The sequence below is a fragment of the Pseudarthrobacter sp. SSS035 genome (genome assembly GCF_023273875.1).
Lineage (GTDB): Bacteria > Actinomycetota > Actinomycetes > Actinomycetales > Micrococcaceae > Arthrobacter.
Map to the genome: position 1 here is coordinate 1,719,050 of NZ_CP096882.1, position 22,296 is coordinate 1,741,345.

Sequence of the window (22,296 nt, forward strand, 5' to 3'; positions counted from 1 at the left end):
GTTACACCTGAAGTGGCTGCCAGCGAACTCCGGCCGGCACATCCCGTACGGCATCCCCCGCCACGAGCACCGCAAACTCCAAAGCACACCCGCACGAGGAAGATACTTCCACCAATAGAAAGGCCCAAGCCATGGCGGTCATCGCTGTTGATGCCGGCACCACAATGATCAAGGCAGTCGGCTACGACGAAGAAGGCACAGAAATCGTGGTCGTCCGCCAGTCGACCTCCGTAAGCCGCCCGCACCCGGGGTGGGCCGAGCAGGACATGCTCGCCGTCTGGGATGCCGTCGTCTTCAGCGTCCGCAGCGTCCAGCGCCAACTGAAGTCGGACATTGATTTCCTGGCCATCACCGCCCAAGGTGACGGATGCTGGCTCGTTGACGAGGCAGTGGAACCCACAGGGCCCGCGATCCTGTGGAACGACGGACGCGCCGCCGACATCGTGGAGGAATGGTCGCGCCAGGGACTGCTCAAACAGGCATTCCAAATCAACGGATCCCAGACTTTCCCCGGGCTGCCTAACGCCATCCTCACCTGGCTGCAGCAGAACGACCCCGAGAGGCTCGAACGCTCCCACGTCTCCCTCACCTGCGGAGGCTGGCTCTTTGCCCGGATGACCGGACAGTTCGCCATCGATGAATCAGACGGTGCTGCCCCGTTCATGGATATCCGCACCCGCCAGTACTCACCGGAACTGCTGAAGCTCTATGACATGGAGTGGGCCCTGCCCTTCCTGCCGGAGCTGCGGGGCGACGACCGCCGGGTTGCCCCGCTGACACAGCACGCAGCACTGGAGATGGGCCTGCCCGCCGGCCTGCCGGTCGTCATGTCCTCGTACGACATCGCATCCACGGCAATAGGAGTCGGGGCGGTAGAACCCGGCCAGGCCTGCTGCATCCTCGGCACGACGTTGTGCACGGAAATTGTTGCCGACACCGTGAGCACGGAAGGAAAATCCGCCGGGCTGACTGTGGCCCTGGGCCTTCCCGGCAAATACCTCAATGCCTTTCCGACGCTGGCGGGCGGTGAAGTCATCCAATGGGCCTGTCAGCTATTGGATCTGGATAACCCGACGGAGCTGGCCGACCTCGCCGATACATGCCCCCCGGGGGCAGGCGGCCTGGCGTTCATACCGTATCTGTCGCCGGCCGGGGAACGCGCACCCTTCTTGAACGCGCAGGCGCGCGGGTCCTTCCTGGGCCTTTCCTTCGATCACAAACGTGAACATATCGCACGCGCGGTGATGGAAGGCCTTACCTTGGTCGTCCGCGACTGCCTCAGCACCTCAGGAGTCACCCCAACCGAACTCCGGGTCTGCGGCGGCGGGGCCGCCAACCCCATCTGGCTTCAGCTCATCGCCGACATCACGGGCGTTCCGGTGCAGAGGTCCACTGACACGGAAGTAGGCGCCAAGGGAGCTTTCCTCGTCGGACTGGTCGCCACCGGCGGAGCCGTACGCGTCGAGGACGTTTCCTCCTGGTACATCAGGATCCGGGACACCTTCACCCCGGACCCGCAGAAAGCCACTCAATACTCGGAGCTGTACGAGGACTTCCTGTCGCTCAGAACCACCGTGAGCGAGACCTGGCCGCGACTTGCGGCCATGCGGGGCCGAAGCCCGCAGACAAAGACCACAGACCGGCTGCCGGTCATCGTCCCGGAGCACCCGTCCGAAGGGTCCGACGACCTGACTGTTCCCGGGAAGTACCCGGCCACCTTAGAAGGAACATCATGACAGCAACGAACGGCGGCAGCATTTGGGTCGGTCTGGATCTGGGAACACAGAGTGTGCGCGCCCTGGCAGTCAACGCCGACGGCGACGTCCTCGGCTCCGGCACCCAAGAGCTCACCAGCCGCCGCGACGGACACCGGCATGAACAGGACCCGTACCAATGGTGGCAGGCCGTATCCGCGGCGGCTTCGGAAGCACTTCGGGGCCTTGAGCACTGCAGCGTCCTCGGCGTCGCAGTGGACGCCACCTCGGGAACGATCCTCCTCGCCGACGCCCGGGGCAACCCCGTCACACCCGGACTCATGTATGACGACGGCCGTGCCAGCGGCGAAACCGACCGGGTGAACCAGGCAGGATCCCATGTCTGGAACGAGCTGGGCTACCAGCGGATGCAGACTCCCTGGGCACTCCCCAAGCTGCTCTGGCTCCTCAACGATCCAGGAACGCCGACTGCCGGGACACGGTTGCTGCACCAGTCAGACTTCATCAATGAGCGCCTCACCGGCCATCCGGTCCCAACGGACCTGAGCAGCGCCCTTAAAACGGGTGCACATCTGATTGAGGAGAAGTGGCCGGAAGACGTGTTGGACGCGTTGGACGTACCGCGTCAAATGCTTCCGGGTCTCGTCCGCTCAGGCACCCGAATCGGGACCGTATCCGCCGACGCTGCCCGCGCCACCGGCATCCCGGCAGGCACCCCTGTCATCTCAGGGGCAACCGATGGATGTGCAGCACAGCTGGGCTCCGGGGCCCTGAAAGTCGGCAGCTGGAATTCCGTTCTGGGCACCACGCTGATCCTCAAGGGGGTCACCCGAAACCTGATCCAGGACCCCCTCGGGGTGGTCTACTCCCACAAAAGCCCTGACGGTGACTGGCTGCCGGGAGGCGCCTCCAGCACCGGGGCCGGTGTGATTTCCCGTGACTTCGCCGGAAAGGACCTGCGCATCCTGGAGGCCTTGGCAAAAACACGGGAACCCGCACCCGTCCTGACCTATCCGCTGGTGTCATCCGGGGAAAGGTTCCCGTTCGCGGCACCACAGGCCCGGGGCTTCACTCTTGGAACATCGGAAATTGAGGGCGACCGCTACGCCGCCGCCCTGCAGGGAGTGGCGTTCATCGAGCGGCTGTGCTTTGACTATCTGGACCTCCTGGGTGCCCCCACCGACGGCAGCCTCGTGCTCACCGGCGGCGCCACTAAAAGCCCCTACTGGAACCAGTTACGTGCCGATGTCCTCGGCCGCCCGGTGACACTCCCCCAGAATGCAGAACCAGCCCTTGGCATGGCTGTCCTCGCCGCGTCCCCGGACCGGGAAACCGCTGACGTCGCAGCAGAAATGGTCAAGGTACGCCAGGTCCTAGAGCCCCGCCCGGAGTCGGCCGGACGGTTCGACGACTCTTACGTCCGCCTCATCACCGAACTGGAACAACGCGGCTGGCTGGATTCCACAGCTGCTGAACACGCCATCAAGAGGACTAACGCATGACCAACATCATCCTGTGCCGCCACGGCGAGACGGTCTGGCACGCCGATAACCGCTACGCCGGAGTCAGCGACATCGACCTGACTCCCAGAGGCCATAAACAGGCGGCGCAGCTCGCAAACTGGGCCCAAACAGCCGGGCTCTCCGCGATCTACACTTCCACTCTGAGCCGCGCCCAGACCACAGCAGAGGCCAGTGCGAAGGTCACAGGCCTCAGCGTGCAGGTGGACCCGCGCCTGCGTGAACTGGACTTCGGTGAAGGCGAAGGCCTGACAACCGCCGAGATGGAACAGCGTTTCCCTAAGGCCCTGGCGCATTTCCGGGCTGATCCGGCGAAGCACCATCTCCCCGGCGGAGAGGACCCCTTCGAAGCCGCTGACCGATTCGTGGACTGCCTTCAGGACATCACTAAGGAACATCCGGACGAACGGGTGCTGGTAGTAGCCCACACCACGGCAATCCGGCTCGCCCTGTGCCAGCTGATCGGCATCCCGCTAAGGGAATACCGGCGGGTCTTCCCCACCATCCGGAACTGCTCACTCACTGAAATCAGCGTCAGGGACGGCTACGTTTCCGTGCTCGAGTTCAACACCCCCGTCGCGGACAGCACCGCGCCGGCCTCCCAGCCCCAGCCCTGATCCAGCAAGGAGATCCCATCATGACCACCCGCATTCTCGCCGCAGGCGACCACTTCGTACTCAATGACCTGCTCACTGGCGCCGTGGCCAAGGAAGTCACCGACCGCAGCGTGTCCTTCACCGAACTCACCCTGCCCTGGCCCGTCGTCCCCTTCGGCCGGGTCGCAGAAGTTGATGAAGCCTCCGGGACCGAAGATGAACTCATCGAAGCCCTGCAGGGAGTGGAAATCTGCATCACGCAGATGGCCCCCCCTGACCGAAAGAGTCCTGAAAGCATGCCCCGACCTCAAACTGTTCTGCATCAGCCGCGGAGGCCCCGTCAACGCAAACCTGGAAGCAGCCACCCGGCACGGTGTAGCCGTCACGTCAGCACCGGGACGGAACGCTGCAGCAACAGCCGAGCACACCCTGGGCATGATGCTGGCCGCGATGCGCCGCATCCCCCAGACCAACGCCGATCTGTCCGCCGGAACGTGGCGGGGTGACTACTACATGTACGAAAACGTCGGCCCCGAACTCGAAGGCAGCACCGTCGGCCTGGTCGGCTACGGCGCCATCGGCAGCCGCGTTGCCCGCATGCTGCAAGGCTTCGGGGCAACAGTCCTGGTGCACGACCCGTACGTCACCGAAGACGTACTGGCCGGACAGGCGGAAAAGGTCGAGTTCGACGAATTGTTGGCCCGCTCAAATCTCATCACCCTCCATGCCCGCGTCACGCCCGAGACAACCGGCATGATCGGAGCTGAACAGATCGCCGCCCTGCAACCCGGTTCCATTATCGTCAACTGCGCACGGGGCGCCCTGCTGGACTACGACGCACTCTGCGACGCCCTCGACTCCGGCCACCTCTTCGGCGCCGCCTTTGACGTTTTCCCCGAGGAGCCCATTCCCGCAGCCTCCAGGCTGCTGACCACCCCAAACATCGTCATGACCCCGCACCTGGCCGGGGCCAGCAAAGCGACCGCAAACAAGGCGGCACAGATCGTAGCCGCGGATGTGCGGAGGTACCTGAACGGGGAACCCCTCGCCCACTGCGCCAACCCCGAAGCCCTCATGCCAGCACGCACGGCCTAGAACCACGCTGGCGCCCCGGGCGCGCCGGCTCCCGCGGCTCCGGGGGCCGGCATGGGTCGTTTGGCCCCGCCCGCAACCCTCGGCGCCATTTCGGTGCCGGATCGGAATCGTCGAGAATGCCCTCCTGCAGACCGGATTAACCTGTCTGGTTGTGCGTGGAATGCAGCGGGGCGATGTGCAAGGTGGTGTGCTCAGATACTGCTTCCCTGAACTCGGAAGAGACATCGTCAGTAAGAATGAGGTCGGTGAAATCACTCACGGGAACGTAGTGGTGGAGCGATGTCCGCCCCGCTTTGGACCCGTCCATCATCAGCACGCGTCGAGTGCCGGCCTTCAGCATGGCCCGCTTCATGTGAACGACATCCTGCTCCTGGTGATAGGTCATCTCAGATCCCATCGTTGAGGTGGACTGGAACACGACATCCACCGCGTATGAGCTGAACGAGCCGTCGTTCGGCAGGCCAATGAAAGAGTCATGCGTGCGCGAGTACTGGCCTCCGGTCACGATCAGCCGGATGTCATCGTTCTCCCGGAACAGCTCTATCGCCTGCCTGTAGTTGGTGATGACCGTCAGGGGTCCAACATCGTTGAGCAACCGGGCAAGGGCGAACACGGTGGTGGAGTCATCCAGCATCACGGACATGCCTGGCTCGACCATCTCCAGGGCCTTGCGCGCAAGCGCCGTCTTGGCCTGCGGCTGGATCTGCATCCGGATCTCAGAGCTCGCCTCAAAGACAGTGGAGGGCAGTGCCGACACTCCGCCGTGGACTTTGCGCAGGATTCCCCGAGTTGCCAGATCATCGATGTCGCGGTGGATGGTCATCAGACTGACGTTGGTGAGGGTCGCAAGATCGGCGGCACTGGAAAACCCTGCGCCCACAACATGTTCGATGATCCGCCGCTGCCGGGTGATGCGCGGCTTTTTGAGTCCGGGGTTGTCGTTCATCATGCTCACTTTCGTCGCTGCGCGCGGGTTTCCACGGCTGCGTGGACCCATACGGCAGGCCTGTGCTTAGGATATGCCCGCACAAGCCATGAAACAATTTATCAATCTTCGTGACCTATTTCACATTTTTTCTGTTATTCTCGACATACAAGTTGAGGTCATGGAGGACCCAACTCGCTTGGCTCACCTCACGAAAGAGAATTCAATGAAGAACTTCTACGCGCGCATCATGACGGCAGCCGCCACGGCCGCCATTCTCGGCGTCGCCGCCACTGGCTGCGGTTCCCAGGGCTCTGCAGGAGCCGGCACGGGCGACGCCTCGGCCGCCAAAATAGCGTTTCTGATGCCGGATATCGCCTCAACCCGGTATGAACTGTTTGATAAGCCCATGTTTGAAGCAAAGATCAAGGAGCTTTGTGGGGGATGCACGGTGGTGTATTCAAACGCCAACGCCAGCGCGGCAAAGCAGCAGGAACAGGCCAACTCCGCACTCGCCCAGGGCGTAAAGGCAATTGTGATTGACCCGGTAGACTCCGCGGCTGCCGCGACGATCGTCAACTCAGCCAAGGCGCAGAACGTCCCGATCATCGCCTACGACCGCCCGATCCCTGACGCCCCCGCCGATTACTACGTTTCCTTCGACAACGAAAAGATCGGTTCGATGATCGCCCAGTCCCTGGTCGACCATCTCAAGGCAACCAACGTCCAGGGAGGACTGCTGCAGGTCAACGGATCCCCTACTGACGCAGCCGCCGGACTGATTAAGAAGGGCATCCACTCCGCCGTTGACCCGAGTGGGTTCAAGCTCCTCGCCGAGTTTGACACCCCTGGCTGGGAACCGACCAAAGCCCAGGACTGGGTCAGCGGCCAGATTACCCAGTTCTCCGGGAAAATCGCAGGAGTTGTCGCAGCAAACGACGGCACGGCAGGCGGCGCCATCGCGGCGTTCAAAGCTGCCGGAACCGAAGTGCCCCCCGTAACGGGCAATGACGCTGAGCTCGCCGCCGCCCAGCGCATTGTGGCCGGGGATCAGTACAACACCATCTCCAAGCCAATCAAGACTGTGGCTGAGGCCGCCGCTCAGATTGCCTACTCGTTTGCCAAGGGCGAGAAGCCTGCGGGCAAAACCACCTTGTTCAACACCCCGTCGGAACTCTTCGTCCCGACAGTGGTCACCACGGAAAACCTCAAAGCGTCGCTGGTGGACACCGGAATCGTGAAGGCGTCCGGGCTCTGCACCTCCGCCTACGCGGCAGCCTGCGCCAAGGCCGGCATCAAGTAGAGCCGGCATCAAGGCAAGGAGGTTCCGGTGCTCCGGTCCGGACACCGGAACCTCAACCCCAACATCACTTACCCCAGAGAACAACAGGGAAAAACATGCCATCAGAACCCATTGCCGCAGCAGGAAGCCCCCAACTGCTGTCACTGCGCGGCATAAACAAGTCCTTCGGTGCCGTCGCCGCGCTAATGGACATTGAGCTGGACGTAGCCGAAGGCGAAGTTGTCGCTGTCGTCGGTGACAACGGCGCCGGCAAATCGACGCTGGTAAAGGTACTCTCGGGAGTACATTCAGCCGACTCCGGCACCATCGCCTTTGAAGGCCGGGAAGTAACGATTCCCAGTCCAGCGGCCGCCCAGCACCTCGGCATCGCCACCGTCTTCCAGGACCTGGCGCTCTGCGACAACCTCACAGTGGTCGACAACCTCTTCCTTGGCCGGGAAATATCACCGCTCCGGCTGAACGAAGTGGACATGGAAGTCCGTTCATGGGAGCTGCTTAGGCAGCTCTCGGCAAAGATCCCCTCTGTCCGGACACCCATTGCAGCGCTGTCCGGCGGCCAGCGGCAGACCGTCGCCATCGCCCGGTCCCTGCTCGGAGACCCCAAAATCGTCATCCTCGATGAGCCGACCGCAGCGCTCGGCGTCGCCCAGACCGCCGAAGTACTCAACCTCGTTGAAAGACTGCGCGAACGCGGCCACGGCGTCATTATGATCAGCCACAATATGGCCGACGTGAAGGCAGTCGCGGACCGCGTGGTTGTACTGCGCCTTGGCCGCAACAACGGAGACTTCCGGGTCCGCGAAGTCTCAACCGAGGACATCATCGCCGCCATTACCGGAGCAACGGACAACGTCGTCTCACGACGGTCCGCAGCACGCGGCACCGGCCCGGGACCGACCCAGGAGACCGACACAGCATGAAAACCAAGACACAAACCGCTCCCGCCTCCCTCGCCATGGACTTGCAGGACGAACGGCTGCAAGACCGGACAGGACTCAAAGGCCAGTTCCAGGCATTCCTGGACCGAACCCGCTCCGGGGACCTCGGTGTCCTGCCCGTCATCGGCGGACTTATCGTGATCTGGGCCGTCCTCCAGGCCCTGAACCCGATCTTCCTTTCCCCCGCCAACCTGGTCAACCTCACCATGGAAAGCTCAGCCGTAGGGATCATCGCCCTCGGCATCGTCTCCGTCCTCCTGGTAGCCCAAATCGACCTTTCCGTCGGTTCCGTCAGCGGACTGGCCGCCGCAGTCGTCGCAGTCACTTCGGTCAACATGGGCTGGCCCGTCTGGCTGGTTATCCTGGCCACAGTTGCCCTCGGAGCAGGCACCGGCTGGATATACGGACAAATCTTCAACCGGTTCGGCGTTCCCAGTTTCGTCATCACCCTCGCCGGGCTACTCGGATTCCTGGGGCTGCAGCTCTACATCCTGGGCGCCAAGGGATCCATCAACCTGCCGTTCGTCTCACCCCTGGTGTACTTCGCGCAACTGGCATTCGTGCCCATCTGGCTGTCCTACGTACTGGTAGCAGCCGCAGCGGCAGGCCTGTTCGCCACCGACTATTTCCACTCACGAGCCCGCAGAATCGCCGGGCTGTCCGCCATGTCCCTGCAGAACGTCGCCCTGCGCGCCATTCTCCTGCTGGTAGTCCTCGGAGTAGCTCTCTCCTACCTGAACCAAAGCCGCGGAGTCGGCTGGATGTTCATTTTGTTCATCGCACTGACCTTGATCCTTAATTACCTGCTCAAACGAACCAAGTGGGGCCGCTCCGTCTACGCCGTCGGCGGCAACCCAGAGGCAGCCCGCCGCGCCGGCATAAATGTCAAAGCCATTTACACATCCGTTTTCATCACCTGCTCAACGCTCGCAGCGATAGGAGGACTCCTTGGAGCCGCCCGCCTCGCAGCCGCCAACCAGGGAAGCGGCACCGGCGACGTAAACCTGAACGCAATCGCTGCGGCTGTCATCGGCGGAACGAGCTTGTTCGGGGGCCGTGGCAGCGCCTTCGCCGCCATCTTGGGGATCATCGTCATCCAGTCAATCTCCAGCGGCCTCACCCTGCTGAATCTCGACTCGTCATTCCGTTTCATGGTCACGGGTGTGGTGCTGCTCCTGGCAGTAACCCTCGACTCAGTCTCCCGCCGGTCTCGATCCGCACACGGCAGGGCCTGAGCAATAACCGCCAGTTCCTACCCAAGGGCTCCTGCCGCAAGAATGGCAGGGGCCCTTGGTGATGGCCGGGCCGGAAGCCCTCGCGTAAGCAGTACCTTTTAGCAGTCCCAATTCCCGTGTGGCGTGTTTCGCCTCAGCGCGCGCCCCGGCGCTGGTCCAGGAGCCAGCGCCAACCCCGACGGGCCCAGTCCAAGGGTTTACCCTCGATCAGCAGCTTCCGCGTGTGGATGTCCAGGACCAGCAGATAGAACGTGAACAGCAGCGCGGTCACGAACGCCAGCGACGACGCGTCAATGGCCAGCTCCACAAAGGACCAGACCGAGAGCTGGTCCTGTGCGCCGAACACCACAAAGAACGTCACGCCCACGTAGAGGCACCGGATCTGCCAGTCGTTCCGGATGCCGGTCACCGCCACGAACGGCAGGAACCAGAGGATGTACCAGGGCTGGATGATGGGCGAAAGCATCACGACGGCGGTGAACGCCAGGGCCAGCCGGCGCACCGCCCGCGAGTAATCGCCACGGAACATCAGCAGCAGCACCAGCCCGATGGCCGCCCACTTCATGCCCGTCCGCAGCAGGTCCGCGATGGTGCCGCCCGGCAGTCCCAGCACGTTGCCGAGGAACTCAACCTGCTGCCCCAGGAACCCTGACGGCGAATAGCCGGTGTAACCCGGCGTCGGGTCCATGATGGCCCAGACCCAGCCCAGCCCGAGGTTGTAAGGGATCCCGCTGACGGCCAGCACGGCGAAACTGATTCCCGCCGTCGCACCCCAAATCAGGAACTTCCGCGTCCACGAGGCCGCGGGCCCGGCCCACATGACCCCGATGAATGGCAGGAGCAGCACGGTGATCGGCTTGATCCCGATGGAGGCGGTGACCAGCAGGATTCCGGCCAGGTAGCGCTTCGTCGCCGCGAAGTAGACACCGGCGACGGCGAGGCCCACCATAAGCGCGTCGTTGTGGGCGCTAGCCACGAAACTGATGAGGAACAGCGGGTTGGCCACCGCGATCCAGAGTGCCCGCGCGCCGTTGATGCCGTGCAGTTCGGCCAGCTTGGGCACGTAAATGACGCAGAGCAGAACCCCGACGCCGGCGATCAGGCGGAACAGCAGGACGGACACGTCGGGCTGCGCCCCTGTCAGCTCCACCACGCCGCGGGCGAGCCACAGGAAGTAGGGCCCGTAGGGGGTCCTGTTCTCGGCCCACGCCGGGTCCGCGCCGAGGGCAAACCAGTTGTTAAGGGTGGAAATGCCCACGGCGTAAGGGTTCTGGCCTTCCATGACCAGGCGGCCCTGGCCGGTGTAGGCGTAAACATCGCGGGAGAAGATGGGGACGGCCAGCAGGAGCGGCAGGGACCAGGCGGAGATGGCTATGACCACCGATCGCAGCGAGTGTTCGCCCCAGTCGTCCAGCCGCTGGCCCAGCCGGAGCCAGGACCGCATCAGGAGCATCGCCCCCACCGTCAGGAGCACGGTGGACAGCGTCACCCCCCAGCCCTCGGTCCGCAGCGCGATGACCACCGGCTGGCGGATCATGGGTGAGCCGTTGGCGATCCAGCCCGTTCCGATCGATCCCACAAACATCATGAGGGCGCCCAGGAACCCCTGCCAGGTGGCGATGTACACCCGGCGCTTCGTGGGGGGAGCTACGGCGGGCGCAGCAGACTTGGGGAGCTCCGCGCCGGCCGCCGTCTTTTTCGACGGACTGGGGACGCTCTCCGAAGTGCCGATGTGTGAACCGCCTGCCGTCATGTCTTGTGTGGTCCCCTACTTACGTTACGGCGCTGGCTGGACTAGCTATAGGCCGGTCTACAACCCAGTCATTTTAGCAGTTGGCCCGCGGCGCACCCCAGACTTGTAGGGGCGGACGTGCCCCCTATTTCGCAATGAGGCGTCGCGCCGCCCCATCCCCGCCTATGAATGAAGCCGCCACTGCCGGCTTCGCCAGCACGATTGGACCCAGCCATGGCCGTACGAAGCGTCCCCGATGCCCGGACCAGCACGCTTCAGCAGCTCTAATCAGTCCGTGCCACGCTTCGCTCGCCGCGGCGGCTGAAGACCGAGGCACTGGCAGGCCTGGTGGTGGCACTGGCCTTGATCCCGGAGGCGATCGCTTTCTCGGTGATCGCCGGGGTGGATCCGCGGATCGGCCTGTTCGCCTCGTTCGCCATGGCTGTCACCATCTCTTTTGTGGGCGGCCGGCCCGCCATGATTTCCGCCGCCACCGGCGCCGTCGCCCTGGTCATCGCCCCGCTGATGCGCAGCCACGGCCTGGACCACCTGATCGCGGCCGTGATCCTGGCCGGCGTTTTCCAGATCCTGCTGGCGGTCCTCGGCGTCACACGATTGATGCGGTTCATCCCGCGCTCGGTGATGCTGGGCTTCGTGAACGCCCTGGCCATCCTGGTGTTTATGGCCCAGATTCCCGAACTGATCGGCGTGCCGTGGATGGTTTATCCGCTGGTGGCCGTGGGCCTGGTCATCGTGGTGGGACTGCCCAGAATTTCGACGGCGGTGCCCTCACCTTTGGTGGCCATCGTGGTGCTCACCCTGTTTGCCGTGCTGGCCGGCGTGGATGTTCCCACCGTCCAGGACAAGGGCCAGCTGCCCGAGAGCTTGCCTTCGGTGTTTGTCCCCAATGTCCCGCTGACGTGGGAGACGCTCCAGGTCCTCGCGCCGTTCTCGCTGTCCATGGCCTTGGTGGGGCTGCTCGAATCGCTGATGACCGCCAAGCTGGTGGACGACATCACGGACATCCGCTCCAACAAGACCCGCGAGTCCTGGGGCCAGGGCGTGGCGAACATCGTCACAGGCTTTTTCGGCGGCATGGGCGGTTGCGCCGTGATCGGCCAGACCATGATCAACGTCAAGGGATCCGGGGCACGGAGCCGCGTGTCCACGTTCCTGGCCGGCGTTTTTCTGCTGGTCCTGGTGGTGGTGCTCGGCGATGTTTTGGGCCTGATTCCGATGGCCGCGCTGGTGGCCGTAATGATCTTCGTTTCCGCCATTACCTTCGACTGGCACTCCATCGCTCCGCGGACCCTGCGCCGGATACCCAAGTCCGAGACCGCCGTCATGGTGATCACCGTGGCAGTCGTGTCGGCCACCCACAACCTGGCCATCGGCGTCGGGGCGGGCGTGCTGGCGGCCACGGCGCTGTTCGCCCGGCGGGTGGCGCACTTCGTCACGGTGGAACGGACCGTCGTCGAACTTAACGGTGAGAACGTGGCCACCTACACGGTGGACGGCGAGCTGTTCTTTGCCTCGTCCAACGACCTCTACACGCAGTTCGAGTACGCCCTGGACGCCGAGCCGGACGTCAGCCGGGTGATTGTGGACCTGCACGCCTCGCACCTCTAGGACGCCTCAACCGTCGCGGTGCTGGACGCCGTGACCGAGAAGTACCGCCGGCACGGGCGGGACGTGGAGCTGATCGGGCTGAATGCAGCCAGCGTGGCCATGCGGGAACGGCTGGCGGGAAAACTCTACTGACGGGCTAGCCCCGCGGGTCGCTGTGGACAGTGCGGTTCCGGCCCAACGACTTGGCCCTATAGAGGGCCCGGTCAGCGGCGGCGATGAGGTCATCCACATCGGACGTCTCGGCGTCGTACAGCGCCACCCCGTAACTGACGGTGGGCATTTCGAGTCCGTCGGCAGTGGAGACCTCGGCGAGGCGCCGGCTGATCTCCTCAGCTATTTTGTCCGCACGCCCGGCGGTGGCGCCCGGGATGAGGAGGATGAACTCTTCCCCGCCATACCTGCCCACCAGGTCCGTGGGCCGGACAGTGTCCTGGCTTGCGGCGGCGAATGCCCGCAGCGCGACGTCCCCGGCGGCATGGCCGTGGGTGTCGTTGACTGCCTTGAAGTTGTCCAGGTCGGCGAGGACCAGGGCGCCCGTTCCCGGAGTGACGGCCCTGTCGCTCAGCAACTCTGTGGCCAGGTCCAGAAATGCTTTGCGGTTGAGCAGGCCGGTGAGATCGTCCCGTGTGGCCACCATGCGCAGGGCCCGGGTCTGCTGTTCGGTGCTCAAGGCAGCCATGCTGAAGGACACCACCACCAGCAGCACCATGGTCACCAATGTGGTCCCAGCGGAGCCGAAGAATGTGGCGAACGTGTGTCCGTCCGGGCCCTCCAGCAGGAAGTACACCAGCCGGCCGAAATAGAACACGGACATCGCTGCCGCTGCGGCAGCCATCGGCACCCGCACGCGCGAATACCCAGGTTCCAGCCGCCAGAGCTCCCGGGATGCCAAGCCGATGGTCAGGCACATGGCGGAGAGGAATACCGCACCGCCGGACCAAGTGTTGGTGCCGGGATTGTCGACGGCGGAGGCAACCAGGGTGACCAGCGGTACCCCGGTGAACACCCACCGCAGCGGCGGCACCTCCCGGAGCGACCGGGCACCGGCCCAGACGGCTGCGCTGCCCAGGACCAGCAGGACATTGCCCAGCGTATTGGCCCACCACTGGTGGGCGGTTCCGTTGAGCAGGAAGGCGGCGGATCCGGACAGAAAAAACACCAGCGCGAGGCACCACCAGCCGCTGTACGGCGAGCGCGTGGAGCGGTAGGCCGAAAAGTAGAACAGCAGCACCAGGACCAAAGCCATCACGCCGAAGGCGATCCTCAGCGTAGTAGTATCCAGGTCCATTTCAGAAGTTCCCCCCGACCGCCGAGTGATGCAGACCTCAGTATGGCACCGTCACTGGCCCGGCGGGCGGATTATCCGGCGTTGCGTGGCCAGGGCGATGGCGGAGGTCCGGTTGTCCACGCCGAGCTTGCCGTAGATGTGCACGAGGTGGGTTTTGACGGTGGCCTCGGAAATGAAAAGCCGCCGGGCGATGGCGCGGTTTGTCAGGCCGGTGGCCAGCAGTTCAAGCAGCTGGACCTCGCGGGTTGTGAGGGCAGTTTCCGGGCTGCTGATCCGCGACATCAGCAGTGCCGCGACCTTCGGAGCCAGCGCCGTCTGGCCGGCCGCCGCCGACAGTACCGCCTGGCGGATCTGTTCCGGCGGCGCGTCCTTGAGCATGTAGCCGCTGGCGCCTGCCTCGACGGCGGCCAGGATGTCCGCCTCGGTGTCGTAGGTGGTCAGAATCAGGACCGGCGGCGGGGCGTCCAGCTTCCGGATCGCGGCGGTGGCGGTGACACCGTCCATCCCGGCGCCCATCTGCAGGTCCATCAGCACCACATCCACGCGGTCCCCCAGTGTCCGGAGCCGCGCGAGTTCCCGCAGCGCGGCGTCCCCGTCGGCGGCCTCGGCGGCCACGCTGAAGTCCTCGAATTCGGTGAGCATGGCGCGCAGGCCCGCGCGGACCACGGGGTGGTCATCCACCAGGAGAATGCGGAGCTCGCCCATCAGTCCCGCTCCCCCTCGGCGCCGTTGCCCCCGCCGGTGAGCGGCAGCCGGATGGCGACGACGGTCCCCTCGCCGGGTGCCGTCTCCACCTCCAGCGAGCCGTTCAGCTCAGCCACCCGGGCAGCCAGCGAGCGAAACCCGAACCCGCTGCCGTCCGCCCGGCCGGCCACGCCGGAACCGGGAGCTTCCGGCGCAAAGCCCGTGCCGTCGTCATATACGTCCAAGGTGACCTCGTCGCCGAGGAACGCGAGGGTAACGACGGCGGTGCTTGCTTTGGCGTGGAGCCTGACGTTGGACAAGCTGGCCTGGGCGGCCCGGAGCAGGGTAACGCTGTACTGCGGCGGCAGCTCCGCGGGGTCGCCCACCAGCTCGAAGCGGCAGCGGAGCCCGTCACCGCGCGCGGCGGCCAGCGTTTCGGTTTCGCCGCAGAGCCGCTGCAGGCTCTCCGGGAGCGACGACTCCTGGAGCTGGGGCGAGGTGAGGCCGCGGACAAAGCTGCGGGCCTCCGCGAGGTTTTCCGACGCCGTCTGCTGCACCAGCGCGAACCGCTCCGCGGCGGTGGCAAGATCGCCGCTGGCCAGGGACTTCTCCGCCGCCCGCGCCACCAGGACGATGCTGGACAGGCCCTGCGCCAAGGTGTCGTGGATTTCGCGGGCCAGGCGCTCACGCTCAGCTGCGACGCCGGCCTCATGCTGGGTTCTGGCAAGTTCTGCGCGGGTGCGCCGGAGTTCGTCCGCCGCCAGCCGCTGGGCTTCACTCTCCTGGTAGAGCGCGCGGTAAGCCAGCCCTGTGACCACGGCGAAAACGGCACCCAGCCCCGGCCCCAGGACCATGGGTAACGTGGGCGACGGCAGCCCGCTGGCCACCCACTGCGAAGCCACGACGGCGGCCGTCATCGCGGCGATGGTGAGCAGAGCAATCCGGCGAGGTAGAACATGCAGGTGGAGGAAGAAGAGCGGAAAGGCCACCCAGGAAAATTCGGCGCTGCCGGCGAGGAGGACTCCCCACAGTGCTGTGACAAGGCCCAGCCAGGGGGCGGCGTAGGGGTGCGGGTTGAAGCTGGAGCGGCCCGCGGCGAAGCGCTTCTCCAGGACAGTGCCTGCGAGGTAAGCCGCGGCGAGGGCAAGGGCGAGTGCGGACCAGGCGAGGCGCCGCGCTCCCGCGGGAGTGCCGGCGTCGTCCGCGCCGACGGCTCCGTCCGCGAAGTGGAGCCGCAGGATGGCGACCAGCAGCAGCACGGCAAAACCGACGTGAAGCGTCACCCGAAGGAACCGCAGGATGGCAGCCCCCGACGGGGTGGTCTGTGGGTCCGCGGCAGGCATTTCACCAGCTTAGGCGCCTGCGGGAATATGCGGATCAACCAAAAGGTTGACCGCCCCTTCAACCTCTTGTCCCGCCGGGCTCAACTAAATCCTCGATGTGGGCCGGGCCGATGCGCCGGAGAGTGGATTCAGAAGGAATTCCACCCCCACTGAAGGAAGTACAACGTGTTTCTCGCTATTCGCGACATCCGATTCGCCAAGGGCAGGTTCGCCCTGATGGGCGGCGTGGTGGCCCTGGTGACGCTGCTGCTGGTGCTGCTCTCCGGGCTCACCGCAGGGCTGGGCGACCAGTCCACGTCCGCCATCGGGAAGCTGGGCTCTGGTTCCGGCGGCGATGCGTCCGGCGCCGGATCCAGGCCGGTGGACAGCATCGTTTTTGGCGCACCCGGCACCAACCAGCCCACGGCATCCTTCACCGAAAGCGAAGTGACGGCCGCGCAGGTGGACAGCTGGAAGCGCACCGCGGGGGTGGCCCGGGCCGAGGCCCTGGGTATCAGCCAGTCCCGCCTCCAGAGCGGCGACGGCGGTACCACCAACGTGGCGGTATTCGGCGTTGCCGAGGACGGGCAGCTGGCGCCGTCGCCGGTCCGGGCGGGGTCGGTGGTGATCGGCGCGACCGTCGCCGCGGACCTTTCACTCGACGTCGGAGACACGGCCACGGTGAGTGGCACTAACGTGACCGTCACCGCCGTCGTGGATGACCAGTGGTATTCGCACACCGGCGTGGTGTGGATGGCGCTGCCGACGTGGGCCGAGGTGGCGCACCTGACGCCGGCTGCCGGGAGTACTCCGGGGAGCATTCCGGTGGCGACCGTCGCCGCCGTCACCTACCAGGACGGCGCCGTGGTGGACGAGGAAGCGGCCAATGCGATGGCCCGCACGGTCAGCACCAGCCGCACCGGCTCGTTCCAGGCGCTGGGCTCTTTCAAGAGCGAAAACGGGTCGCTGATGCTGATGCAGGCGTTCCTTTACGGGATTTCGGCACTGGTGATCGTTGCGTTCCTGACGGTCTGGACCGTGCAGCGCACCCGCGATATCGCCGTCCTCAAGGCCATGGGCGCGTCCGGCGGCTACGTGCTGCGCGATGCCATGACCCAGGCCGCCATTGTGCTGCTGGCCGGCGCGGGCCTGGGCGGGGCAGTCGGAATTCTGGGCGGGTTCGCCGCAGCCCAGGCGGCACCCTTCCTGGTCACGCCGGCCACCACCCTGCTGCCCGTGCTGGGAATTGTGGCCATTGGCCTGGCGGGCGCCGCGCTTGCAGTGCGCCGGGTGACCACCGTAGATCCGCTGATCGCCCTCGGCGGCAACTAATTCCTCTCCCTGAAACGCCCGAAAGGTACTTCCCGTGTCTGTTACTAGTACTGCTCCCCTCACTCCTACCGCCGGCTCCGCCCTCACCCACCCGCTGACACTCAGCAACGTCACCCTCGAATACCCGGACGGGGGCGGAACCATCAAGGCCCTGGACAGCGTCAGCCTCCACGTCGCAGCGGGCAGGATGGTCTCGCTGGTGGGCCCGTCCGGTTCGGGCAAATCCAGCCTCCTGGCAGTCGCCGCCACCCTGGTCCGGCCCACCAGCGGGGACGTGATCATTGACGGGACCAACACCGCGGGGCTGAAGGACAAGGAACTGACCGCGCTGCGGCGGGAGACGGTGGGCATCATCTTCCAGCAGCCCAACCTCCTGGCGTCCCTGACCGCCGTCGAGCAGTTGATGATTGGCCACCACCTGCGCGGCAACCCGCTGAAGGCCGCGCGTTCGCGGGCTCTTGACCTGTTGGATCTGGTGGGCTTGGCTGAGTCCGCCGGCAAGCGGCCGCACCAGCTCTCGGGCGGGCAGCGGCAGCGGGTGAACATTGCCCGGGCGCTGATGGGCAGCCCGAAGGTGCTGCTGGTGGATGAGCCGACGGCGGCGCTGGACCACGCGCGCAGCGCGTCGACCGTCGGGCTGCTGCGCCGGGTCACCGACGAGTTCCAGGTGGCCACGGTGATGGTCACGCACGACACCGAATTCGTCCCGCTGACCGACGCCGTCGCTGTAATGCGCGACGGCGGCCTGACCGCCCCGGCCGTACCCGGCGCCTTACTTAGCGCCGGGGTCGCGGAGTAGGGTTCCGTCATGGACATCATCTTGGTACCCGGTTTCTGGTTGGACGCGTCGTCGTGGGAGGAGGTGACGCCGGCCCTGGAGGCGGCGGGGCACACAACCCATCCACTGACTCTTCCCGGCCTTGAATCTGTGGACGCACGGCGTGGCGGCATCACTCTGAAGGACCATATTGCCGCCGTCGTAGACGTTCTGGACGGTCTCGACGGAAAGGTGGTTCTGGTGGGGCACTCCGGTGGTGGCGCGGTCATCCACGGCGTGGCGGACGCACGGCCGGACCGCGTTGCCCGGAATATTTACGTGGACAGCGGACCCCTGGGCGAGGGCGGCGTCATCAATGACGGGCTGCCCACCGAGGGCGACGACGTGCCGCTGCCGCCGTGGGATGGATTCGATGACGCCGATCTGGTGGATCTCACCGATGAGTTGCGCGCGTCGTTCCGGGCACGCGCCATCCCCGAGCCCAGGGGCGTTGCGCATGGCCGGCAGCGCCTGCATGACGTCCGCAGGTACGACGTTCCGGCGACTGTGATCGCGTGCCAGTTCCCGTCGTCGCTGCTCACCGAATGGATCGACGCCGGACACCCGTTCACCGCCGAACTGGCCCGCATCCGCGACGTCGAGTACGTGGACCTCCCCACCGGGCACTGGCCCCAGTTCACGAAACCTGTGGAACTGGGCCAGGCGATCCTGGCGGCGGTGGAACGGGCGGGGTGACGCTGCAGGCCAGGCAGCGTCACCAGCTCGTCTCGCGACCTTGGCTCCGGGCGTACTACGCCTCAAACGGGTCCTGAACCCCGCACTCCATACCGGATTTTATTGAACTACAAAGCCAGCGGCACGTCGGCGGACTTCACCCAGGAAGTCATCAGCCGCAAAACACACAGGAAGTTCAAAGCGTCTCCGACACCGACACATCCTCGGGCAACGAGAGCGCAATCGTAATTCGGCGCGAAGGCAAAGCACAACTGCGAGTCGGCAAGGACGACCTTTCCCGTCAGAAGTACACAGCGTGGTCCGAACCGGCCGACCAGAAGACCGACCGGTTTCTGCATGGCACCGTAGACTGCGAGCTGTAGAACGACAAGCGTCGCCAACTCTGCCGATGCAATGTCGAAACGATCCATTTGCATCGAGACCACCGACAGCCAACGACGAGCGATGAAACACCGCGACAAGGTGAGTCAGGGATGCGACGAGCCAGACAGCAACGGGGACGCTTCGGAGATGTCCGGCTTTCGCCTCCGCCGCATGTGTCGCCAGTGCATCACAAAACCAATCATTCCGGCGAGACCAACGCTGCCCGAGGCAGTGGCCCTCCCAAATTCATTAGGCTGGCTTCGACTTTCATGGCGAGTTGGAGGAGGTCGTCGTCGCCCCCGCGCAGACCGAGCAGGTGCAGCCCCACCGGATGACCATCCGATTCGCCGGCCGGAACGGTGATCGCTGCGGCACCGGTCACATTGGCCAACGACAGATGCTGAATCCCTGCCGATAGCGAGCCCTCCGACGGAGGAGCAGTCAAATACGTGACGGCACTGGACAGCAGCGATTGCGGAGCAGGCAGCGTGAGGGAAACGAGAGCGTCGGCTCCCGATTCCACGGCCAAGTCTTTGAGCTGAGCACGCAACCGGATCGCGGTCCGTCGGGCCAATTCTTCGTCGACGAAATCGAGCAGCAATCCCGCTTCTATGAGCCTGCGCGTCTCGGGGAGATAGTCGGCAGCTCTGTTGGTCAGGCGAGCTTCGTGGTGCCGCGCTCCTTCGATCAGGCTTAGGATCAAAGCCGCGGTCATGCCCTGCGCGTAGGCAGGAGCCTGGCACTCGACCAGTTCGATTCCGGAATCTTTAAGTCGTTCGAGTGCGCCCTCAAACACCTCCCGAAATCCCGGATGTACCAGCGCTGATTCCACCGTGCCGCGCACCACCGCCACGGTGAATCGGCGGCCTGGCTCCGGGGCAGCTCCAGTTTTTCCAGTCAAAGCCGACAGCAACAGGCGGCAGTCGTTCACGGTCGGGGCAATCGGCCCAATCGAGTCCAGGGTGTCACTGAAATAGAGGAGTCCGTCGGTCCTGACGACACCACGTGACGGCTTGAATCCCACCACCTTGTTGGCCGCAGACGGATTCCTGATGGATCCGGTGGTGTCTGTGCCGAGCGTTGCACCGACTGTCCCCAGAGCCACGGCAACTGCCGAGCCGACGCTCGACCCGCCAGGATGTCGATCACCGTGCCGCGGGTTTCGTGTGCCGGGATCACCCTGACCCGAGGCAAATTCGTGGGTCGTAGTCTTACCCACGATGACCGCACCGGCGTTTCGGAGTTGTCGAACCGCGGCCGCATCCTCCCGCGACGGTGTGTCGTCCGTCGCAGCAGAACCGGCCCGCAAGGGCATCCCGGCGACCGGAATGACGTCCTTGATGCCTACCGCCACACCATGAAGCGGACCCAGTGGACCGCCGGCAGCACGGGCCTTGTCGGCACTAAGTGCGGCAGCCGTGGCGCTGGCGTGGTCTACATATGCCCAGCTGCCGAACTCGGACTGGCTGGTCTCGATTGCAGTCAAGACCTGTTCGACATGTTCGACAGCGCTCATGGCGCCGGACCGGATCAAGACGGCCGTGACGGCTACTCCAGGGATAGGGGTGGCGGGCATTTTCATCGTGACATCCAGTTGCGAAGGTCGGACACCCTGGCCTGCAGCTCCCGATGGGATGCCGCGATGGCGTCTTCATCGCCCAGCGCAATGTCTGCCCCGACGACCGACTCCAGGCGGGCGAACTCGTCGCAGCTGAGCACCGGTGCTGTGTGATAGTCAACCACGCCATTTCGCACCACCGTCATGCCATCGACGAGGACGTCCCGGACGACGCTGATGTCACCGCGCTCAGCAATCACCAAGTCGGCAATGCCGCCAGGTGTGAGGCGTCCGGCTGCCGGGGTGAGGCCGGGAACCAGTTCCGCCGGCGCTGACGTCACCAATCTCACCGCCTGGGCCAATGACCGCCTGTTACCGTCTACCAGGTCTTTGACGGCGTGGAGGAGGCTGTCATGCTTACCACCCGGGCCGTAGTCGGTCGCGATGACGTCGATGAGGTCGCCCGCGTCGAAGACGGCGTCCCAGTGTTCTCGGCTCGTGACCATCTCCCGCTGGTGCACCAGGTCGAAAACGCAAGCCTCATTGGCCCAGCCGGCGGCACGACCAAGACGCGCGAGTTCAATCGCCTCATCCGGGAGATAGGACGGATGATTCACGTGGCTCGCAACGATTCTTGCACCCGTGGAAGATTGCGCGAGGGAGGTCAGAAGCCCGCCCGTGACAGCCGCGCTGTGTACGAAGGCCGGCACGCCGTGCACTCCGGCGAGCCGGATTCCCTCCTCGATGCCGGCCAGCGCAGGTGTCAGGGAAGGCAGGACTACCGCACGCACGGTATCCACAACTGCAGCCGCTTGCAGTTCCCCCTTGAGGCCGGCATCCATGAGGGCCGCGTCGACGCGCTCTTCGGCGAGCGCCACTGCGCCTTCGGCGAGCCACTCAAGGGATCGGCCGAGGACCGCCTCCTTGAGCAGCCTGGCCTGCCAGGGTTCGACCCGCACCTGGTACCGATCGAGGAATGCTGCCGGGAGGTAGACGACATCCTGTCCACCACCGGCAAGTGTCTGGCCACCGCCCAGTTCACCGATCGCGACGGCACCTAAAGCGATCTGCTCTGCCACAGTAGTCTTGAGCACGTCCTCCGTGAGGCCCGCCCCGTCGGCGGCGAGAGCCGCGCTGACCGCCATCGGCTCGTGAGTCGTTGCGCCGCCCACCCGCACAGGATGGGCGTCATTGGCCACGTTCACCGAATCCATCGTGCTAAGGCCACACAGGTTCAGCACAGCTGTTGTCCCTTGCGTCAGGTGGCGGTCGAGGTTCTCCATCCACTTCCACCGCGGGAGCGGGCGGCCTCCGCTTGGCATCAATGGCCCCGGACTCACACCGTGCACGTGGAGGTTGACCAGTCCTGGCATGACGACGGAGCCGCGGGCATCGATCACCTCGATGCCAGGTCCGGCAAGGTTCGCAGCGATTCGCTCGACGCGACCGCCCACGATGAGGACATCGACCCCCTCGAGGATCGACTCACCATCGCCGGTCACGACCAAGGCACCGGTCACTACACGCTTCATTGCATGCTCCGATCTG

At 65.0% G+C, this 22,296-nt stretch carries 18 protein-coding genes and 1 pseudogene; 11 read left to right on the forward strand and 8 right to left on the reverse strand.

Annotated features, from left to right (window positions below):
* Positions 1-131: 131 nt before the first annotated feature.
* The 4 genes from MUN23_RS07875 to MUN23_RS07890 all read left to right on the forward strand — a co-directional run bounded on the left by MUN23_RS07875 (position 132) and on the right by MUN23_RS07890 (position 4,926).
* The gene (locus MUN23_RS07875) at positions 132-1,736 is read left to right on the forward strand and encodes an FGGY-family carbohydrate kinase (protein WP_248763298.1); all 1,605 of its coding nucleotides are present in this window, start codon (positions 132-134) and stop codon (positions 1,734-1,736) included.
* Positions 1,733-3,217, forward strand: coding sequence for an FGGY-family carbohydrate kinase (locus tag MUN23_RS07880; RefSeq protein WP_248763299.1), 1,485 nt, complete (start codon positions 1,733-1,735; stop codon positions 3,215-3,217). The genes MUN23_RS07875 and MUN23_RS07880 overlap by 4 nt, the downstream gene beginning before the upstream one ends.
* Positions 3,214-3,852, forward strand: a complete 639-nt coding sequence (locus tag MUN23_RS07885) for a histidine phosphatase family protein (protein ID WP_248763300.1) — start codon at positions 3,214-3,216, stop codon at positions 3,850-3,852. The genes MUN23_RS07880 and MUN23_RS07885 overlap by 4 nt, the downstream gene beginning before the upstream one ends.
* A gap of 195 nt (positions 3,853-4,047) precedes the next feature.
* A complete protein-coding gene (locus tag MUN23_RS07890; RefSeq protein WP_248763301.1) occupies positions 4,048-4,926 on the forward strand; it encodes a 2-hydroxyacid dehydrogenase in 879 nt (292 codons plus the stop codon).
* A 136-nt stretch (positions 4,927-5,062) separates the two neighbouring features.
* Here the strand turns inward: MUN23_RS07890 and MUN23_RS07895 are convergent, their stop codons facing one another.
* Positions 5,063-5,875 carry a DeoR/GlpR family DNA-binding transcription regulator gene (locus MUN23_RS07895; RefSeq protein WP_248763302.1) on the reverse strand — a complete coding sequence of 271 codons (813 nt, stop codon included), beginning with the start codon at positions 5,873-5,875 and terminating at the stop codon, positions 5,063-5,065.
* Between the two features lie 202 nt (positions 5,876-6,077).
* Between MUN23_RS07895 and MUN23_RS07900 the strand changes: the two genes are divergently transcribed.
* The 3 genes from MUN23_RS07900 to MUN23_RS07910 all read left to right on the forward strand — a co-directional run bounded on the left by MUN23_RS07900 (position 6,078) and on the right by MUN23_RS07910 (position 9,327).
* Positions 6,078-7,154: a sugar ABC transporter substrate-binding protein gene (locus MUN23_RS07900; protein ID WP_248763303.1), complete on the forward strand. Its 1,077-nt coding sequence runs from the start codon at positions 6,078-6,080 to the stop codon at positions 7,152-7,154.
* A gap of 95 nt (positions 7,155-7,249) precedes the next feature.
* A complete protein-coding gene (locus MUN23_RS07905; RefSeq protein ID WP_248763304.1) occupies positions 7,250-8,074 on the forward strand; it encodes an ATP-binding cassette domain-containing protein in 825 nt (274 codons plus the stop codon).
* Positions 8,071-9,327, forward strand: coding sequence for a sugar ABC transporter permease (locus MUN23_RS07910; RefSeq protein ID WP_248763305.1), 1,257 nt, complete (start codon positions 8,071-8,073; stop codon positions 9,325-9,327). Before MUN23_RS07905 ends, MUN23_RS07910 begins: the two co-directional genes overlap by 4 nt.
* A gap of 133 nt (positions 9,328-9,460) precedes the next feature.
* On the opposite strand, the gene mptB is transcribed toward MUN23_RS07910, so the two are convergent.
* The gene (mptB, locus tag MUN23_RS07915; protein ID WP_248763306.1) at positions 9,461-11,080 is read right to left on the reverse strand and encodes a polyprenol phosphomannose-dependent alpha 1,6 mannosyltransferase MptB; all 1,620 of its coding nucleotides are present in this window, start codon (positions 11,078-11,080) and stop codon (positions 9,461-9,463) included.
* A gap of 300 nt (positions 11,081-11,380) precedes the next feature.
* On the opposite strand from mptB, the pseudogene MUN23_RS07920 reads away from it, so the two are divergent.
* Positions 11,381-12,820: pseudogene (locus MUN23_RS07920) on the forward strand (SulP family inorganic anion transporter).
* A gap of 4 nt (positions 12,821-12,824) precedes the next feature.
* Here the strand turns inward: MUN23_RS07920 and MUN23_RS07925 are convergent.
* The 3 genes from MUN23_RS07925 to MUN23_RS07935 are packed head-to-tail and all read right to left on the reverse strand — an operon-like array spanning position 12,825 to position 16,003.
* Positions 12,825-13,976: a diguanylate cyclase gene (locus MUN23_RS07925; protein WP_248763307.1), complete on the reverse strand. Its 1,152-nt coding sequence runs from the start codon at positions 13,974-13,976 to the stop codon at positions 12,825-12,827.
* A gap of 51 nt (positions 13,977-14,027) precedes the next feature.
* Positions 14,028-14,681, reverse strand: a complete 654-nt coding sequence (locus MUN23_RS07930) for a response regulator transcription factor (RefSeq protein ID WP_248763308.1) — start codon at positions 14,679-14,681, stop codon at positions 14,028-14,030.
* Positions 14,681-16,003, reverse strand: coding sequence for a sensor histidine kinase (locus MUN23_RS07935; RefSeq protein ID WP_248763309.1), 1,323 nt, complete (start codon positions 16,001-16,003; stop codon positions 14,681-14,683). Before MUN23_RS07935 ends, MUN23_RS07930 begins: the two co-directional genes overlap by 1 nt.
* A gap of 165 nt (positions 16,004-16,168) precedes the next feature.
* Here MUN23_RS07935 and MUN23_RS07940 point away from each other — a divergent pair, with 165 nt between their 5' ends.
* The 3 genes from MUN23_RS07940 to MUN23_RS07950 are packed head-to-tail and all read left to right on the forward strand — an operon-like array spanning position 16,169 to position 18,827.
* The gene (locus MUN23_RS07940) at positions 16,169-17,314 is read left to right on the forward strand and encodes an ABC transporter permease (RefSeq protein WP_248763310.1); all 1,146 of its coding nucleotides are present in this window, start codon (positions 16,169-16,171) and stop codon (positions 17,312-17,314) included.
* 34 nt (positions 17,315-17,348) lie between these two features.
* Complete coding sequence (locus MUN23_RS07945) at positions 17,349-18,113, forward strand: ABC transporter ATP-binding protein (RefSeq protein WP_248763311.1); 765 nt, start codon at positions 17,349-17,351, stop codon at positions 18,111-18,113.
* Positions 18,114-18,122: 9 nt separating this feature from the next.
* Positions 18,123-18,827: an alpha/beta fold hydrolase gene (locus MUN23_RS07950; protein WP_248763312.1), complete on the forward strand. Its 705-nt coding sequence runs from the start codon at positions 18,123-18,125 to the stop codon at positions 18,825-18,827.
* A gap of 107 nt (positions 18,828-18,934) precedes the next feature.
* Here MUN23_RS07950 and MUN23_RS23625 read toward each other — a convergent pair whose 3' ends face one another.
* From MUN23_RS23625 to MUN23_RS07960, 3 genes are all read right to left on the reverse strand, one after another.
* Positions 18,935-19,243, reverse strand: a complete 309-nt coding sequence (locus MUN23_RS23625; RefSeq protein ID WP_371875999.1) for an MFS transporter — start codon at positions 19,241-19,243, stop codon at positions 18,935-18,937.
* Positions 19,244-19,389: 146 nt separating this feature from the next.
* Positions 19,390-20,706, reverse strand: coding sequence for an amidase (locus MUN23_RS07955; protein ID WP_248763313.1), 1,317 nt, complete (start codon positions 20,704-20,706; stop codon positions 19,390-19,392).
* Positions 20,707-20,768: 62 nt separating this feature from the next.
* Positions 20,769-22,280, reverse strand: a complete 1,512-nt coding sequence (locus MUN23_RS07960) for an amidohydrolase family protein (protein WP_248763314.1) — start codon at positions 22,278-22,280, stop codon at positions 20,769-20,771.
* Between the last annotated feature and the right edge of the window lie 16 nt (positions 22,281-22,296).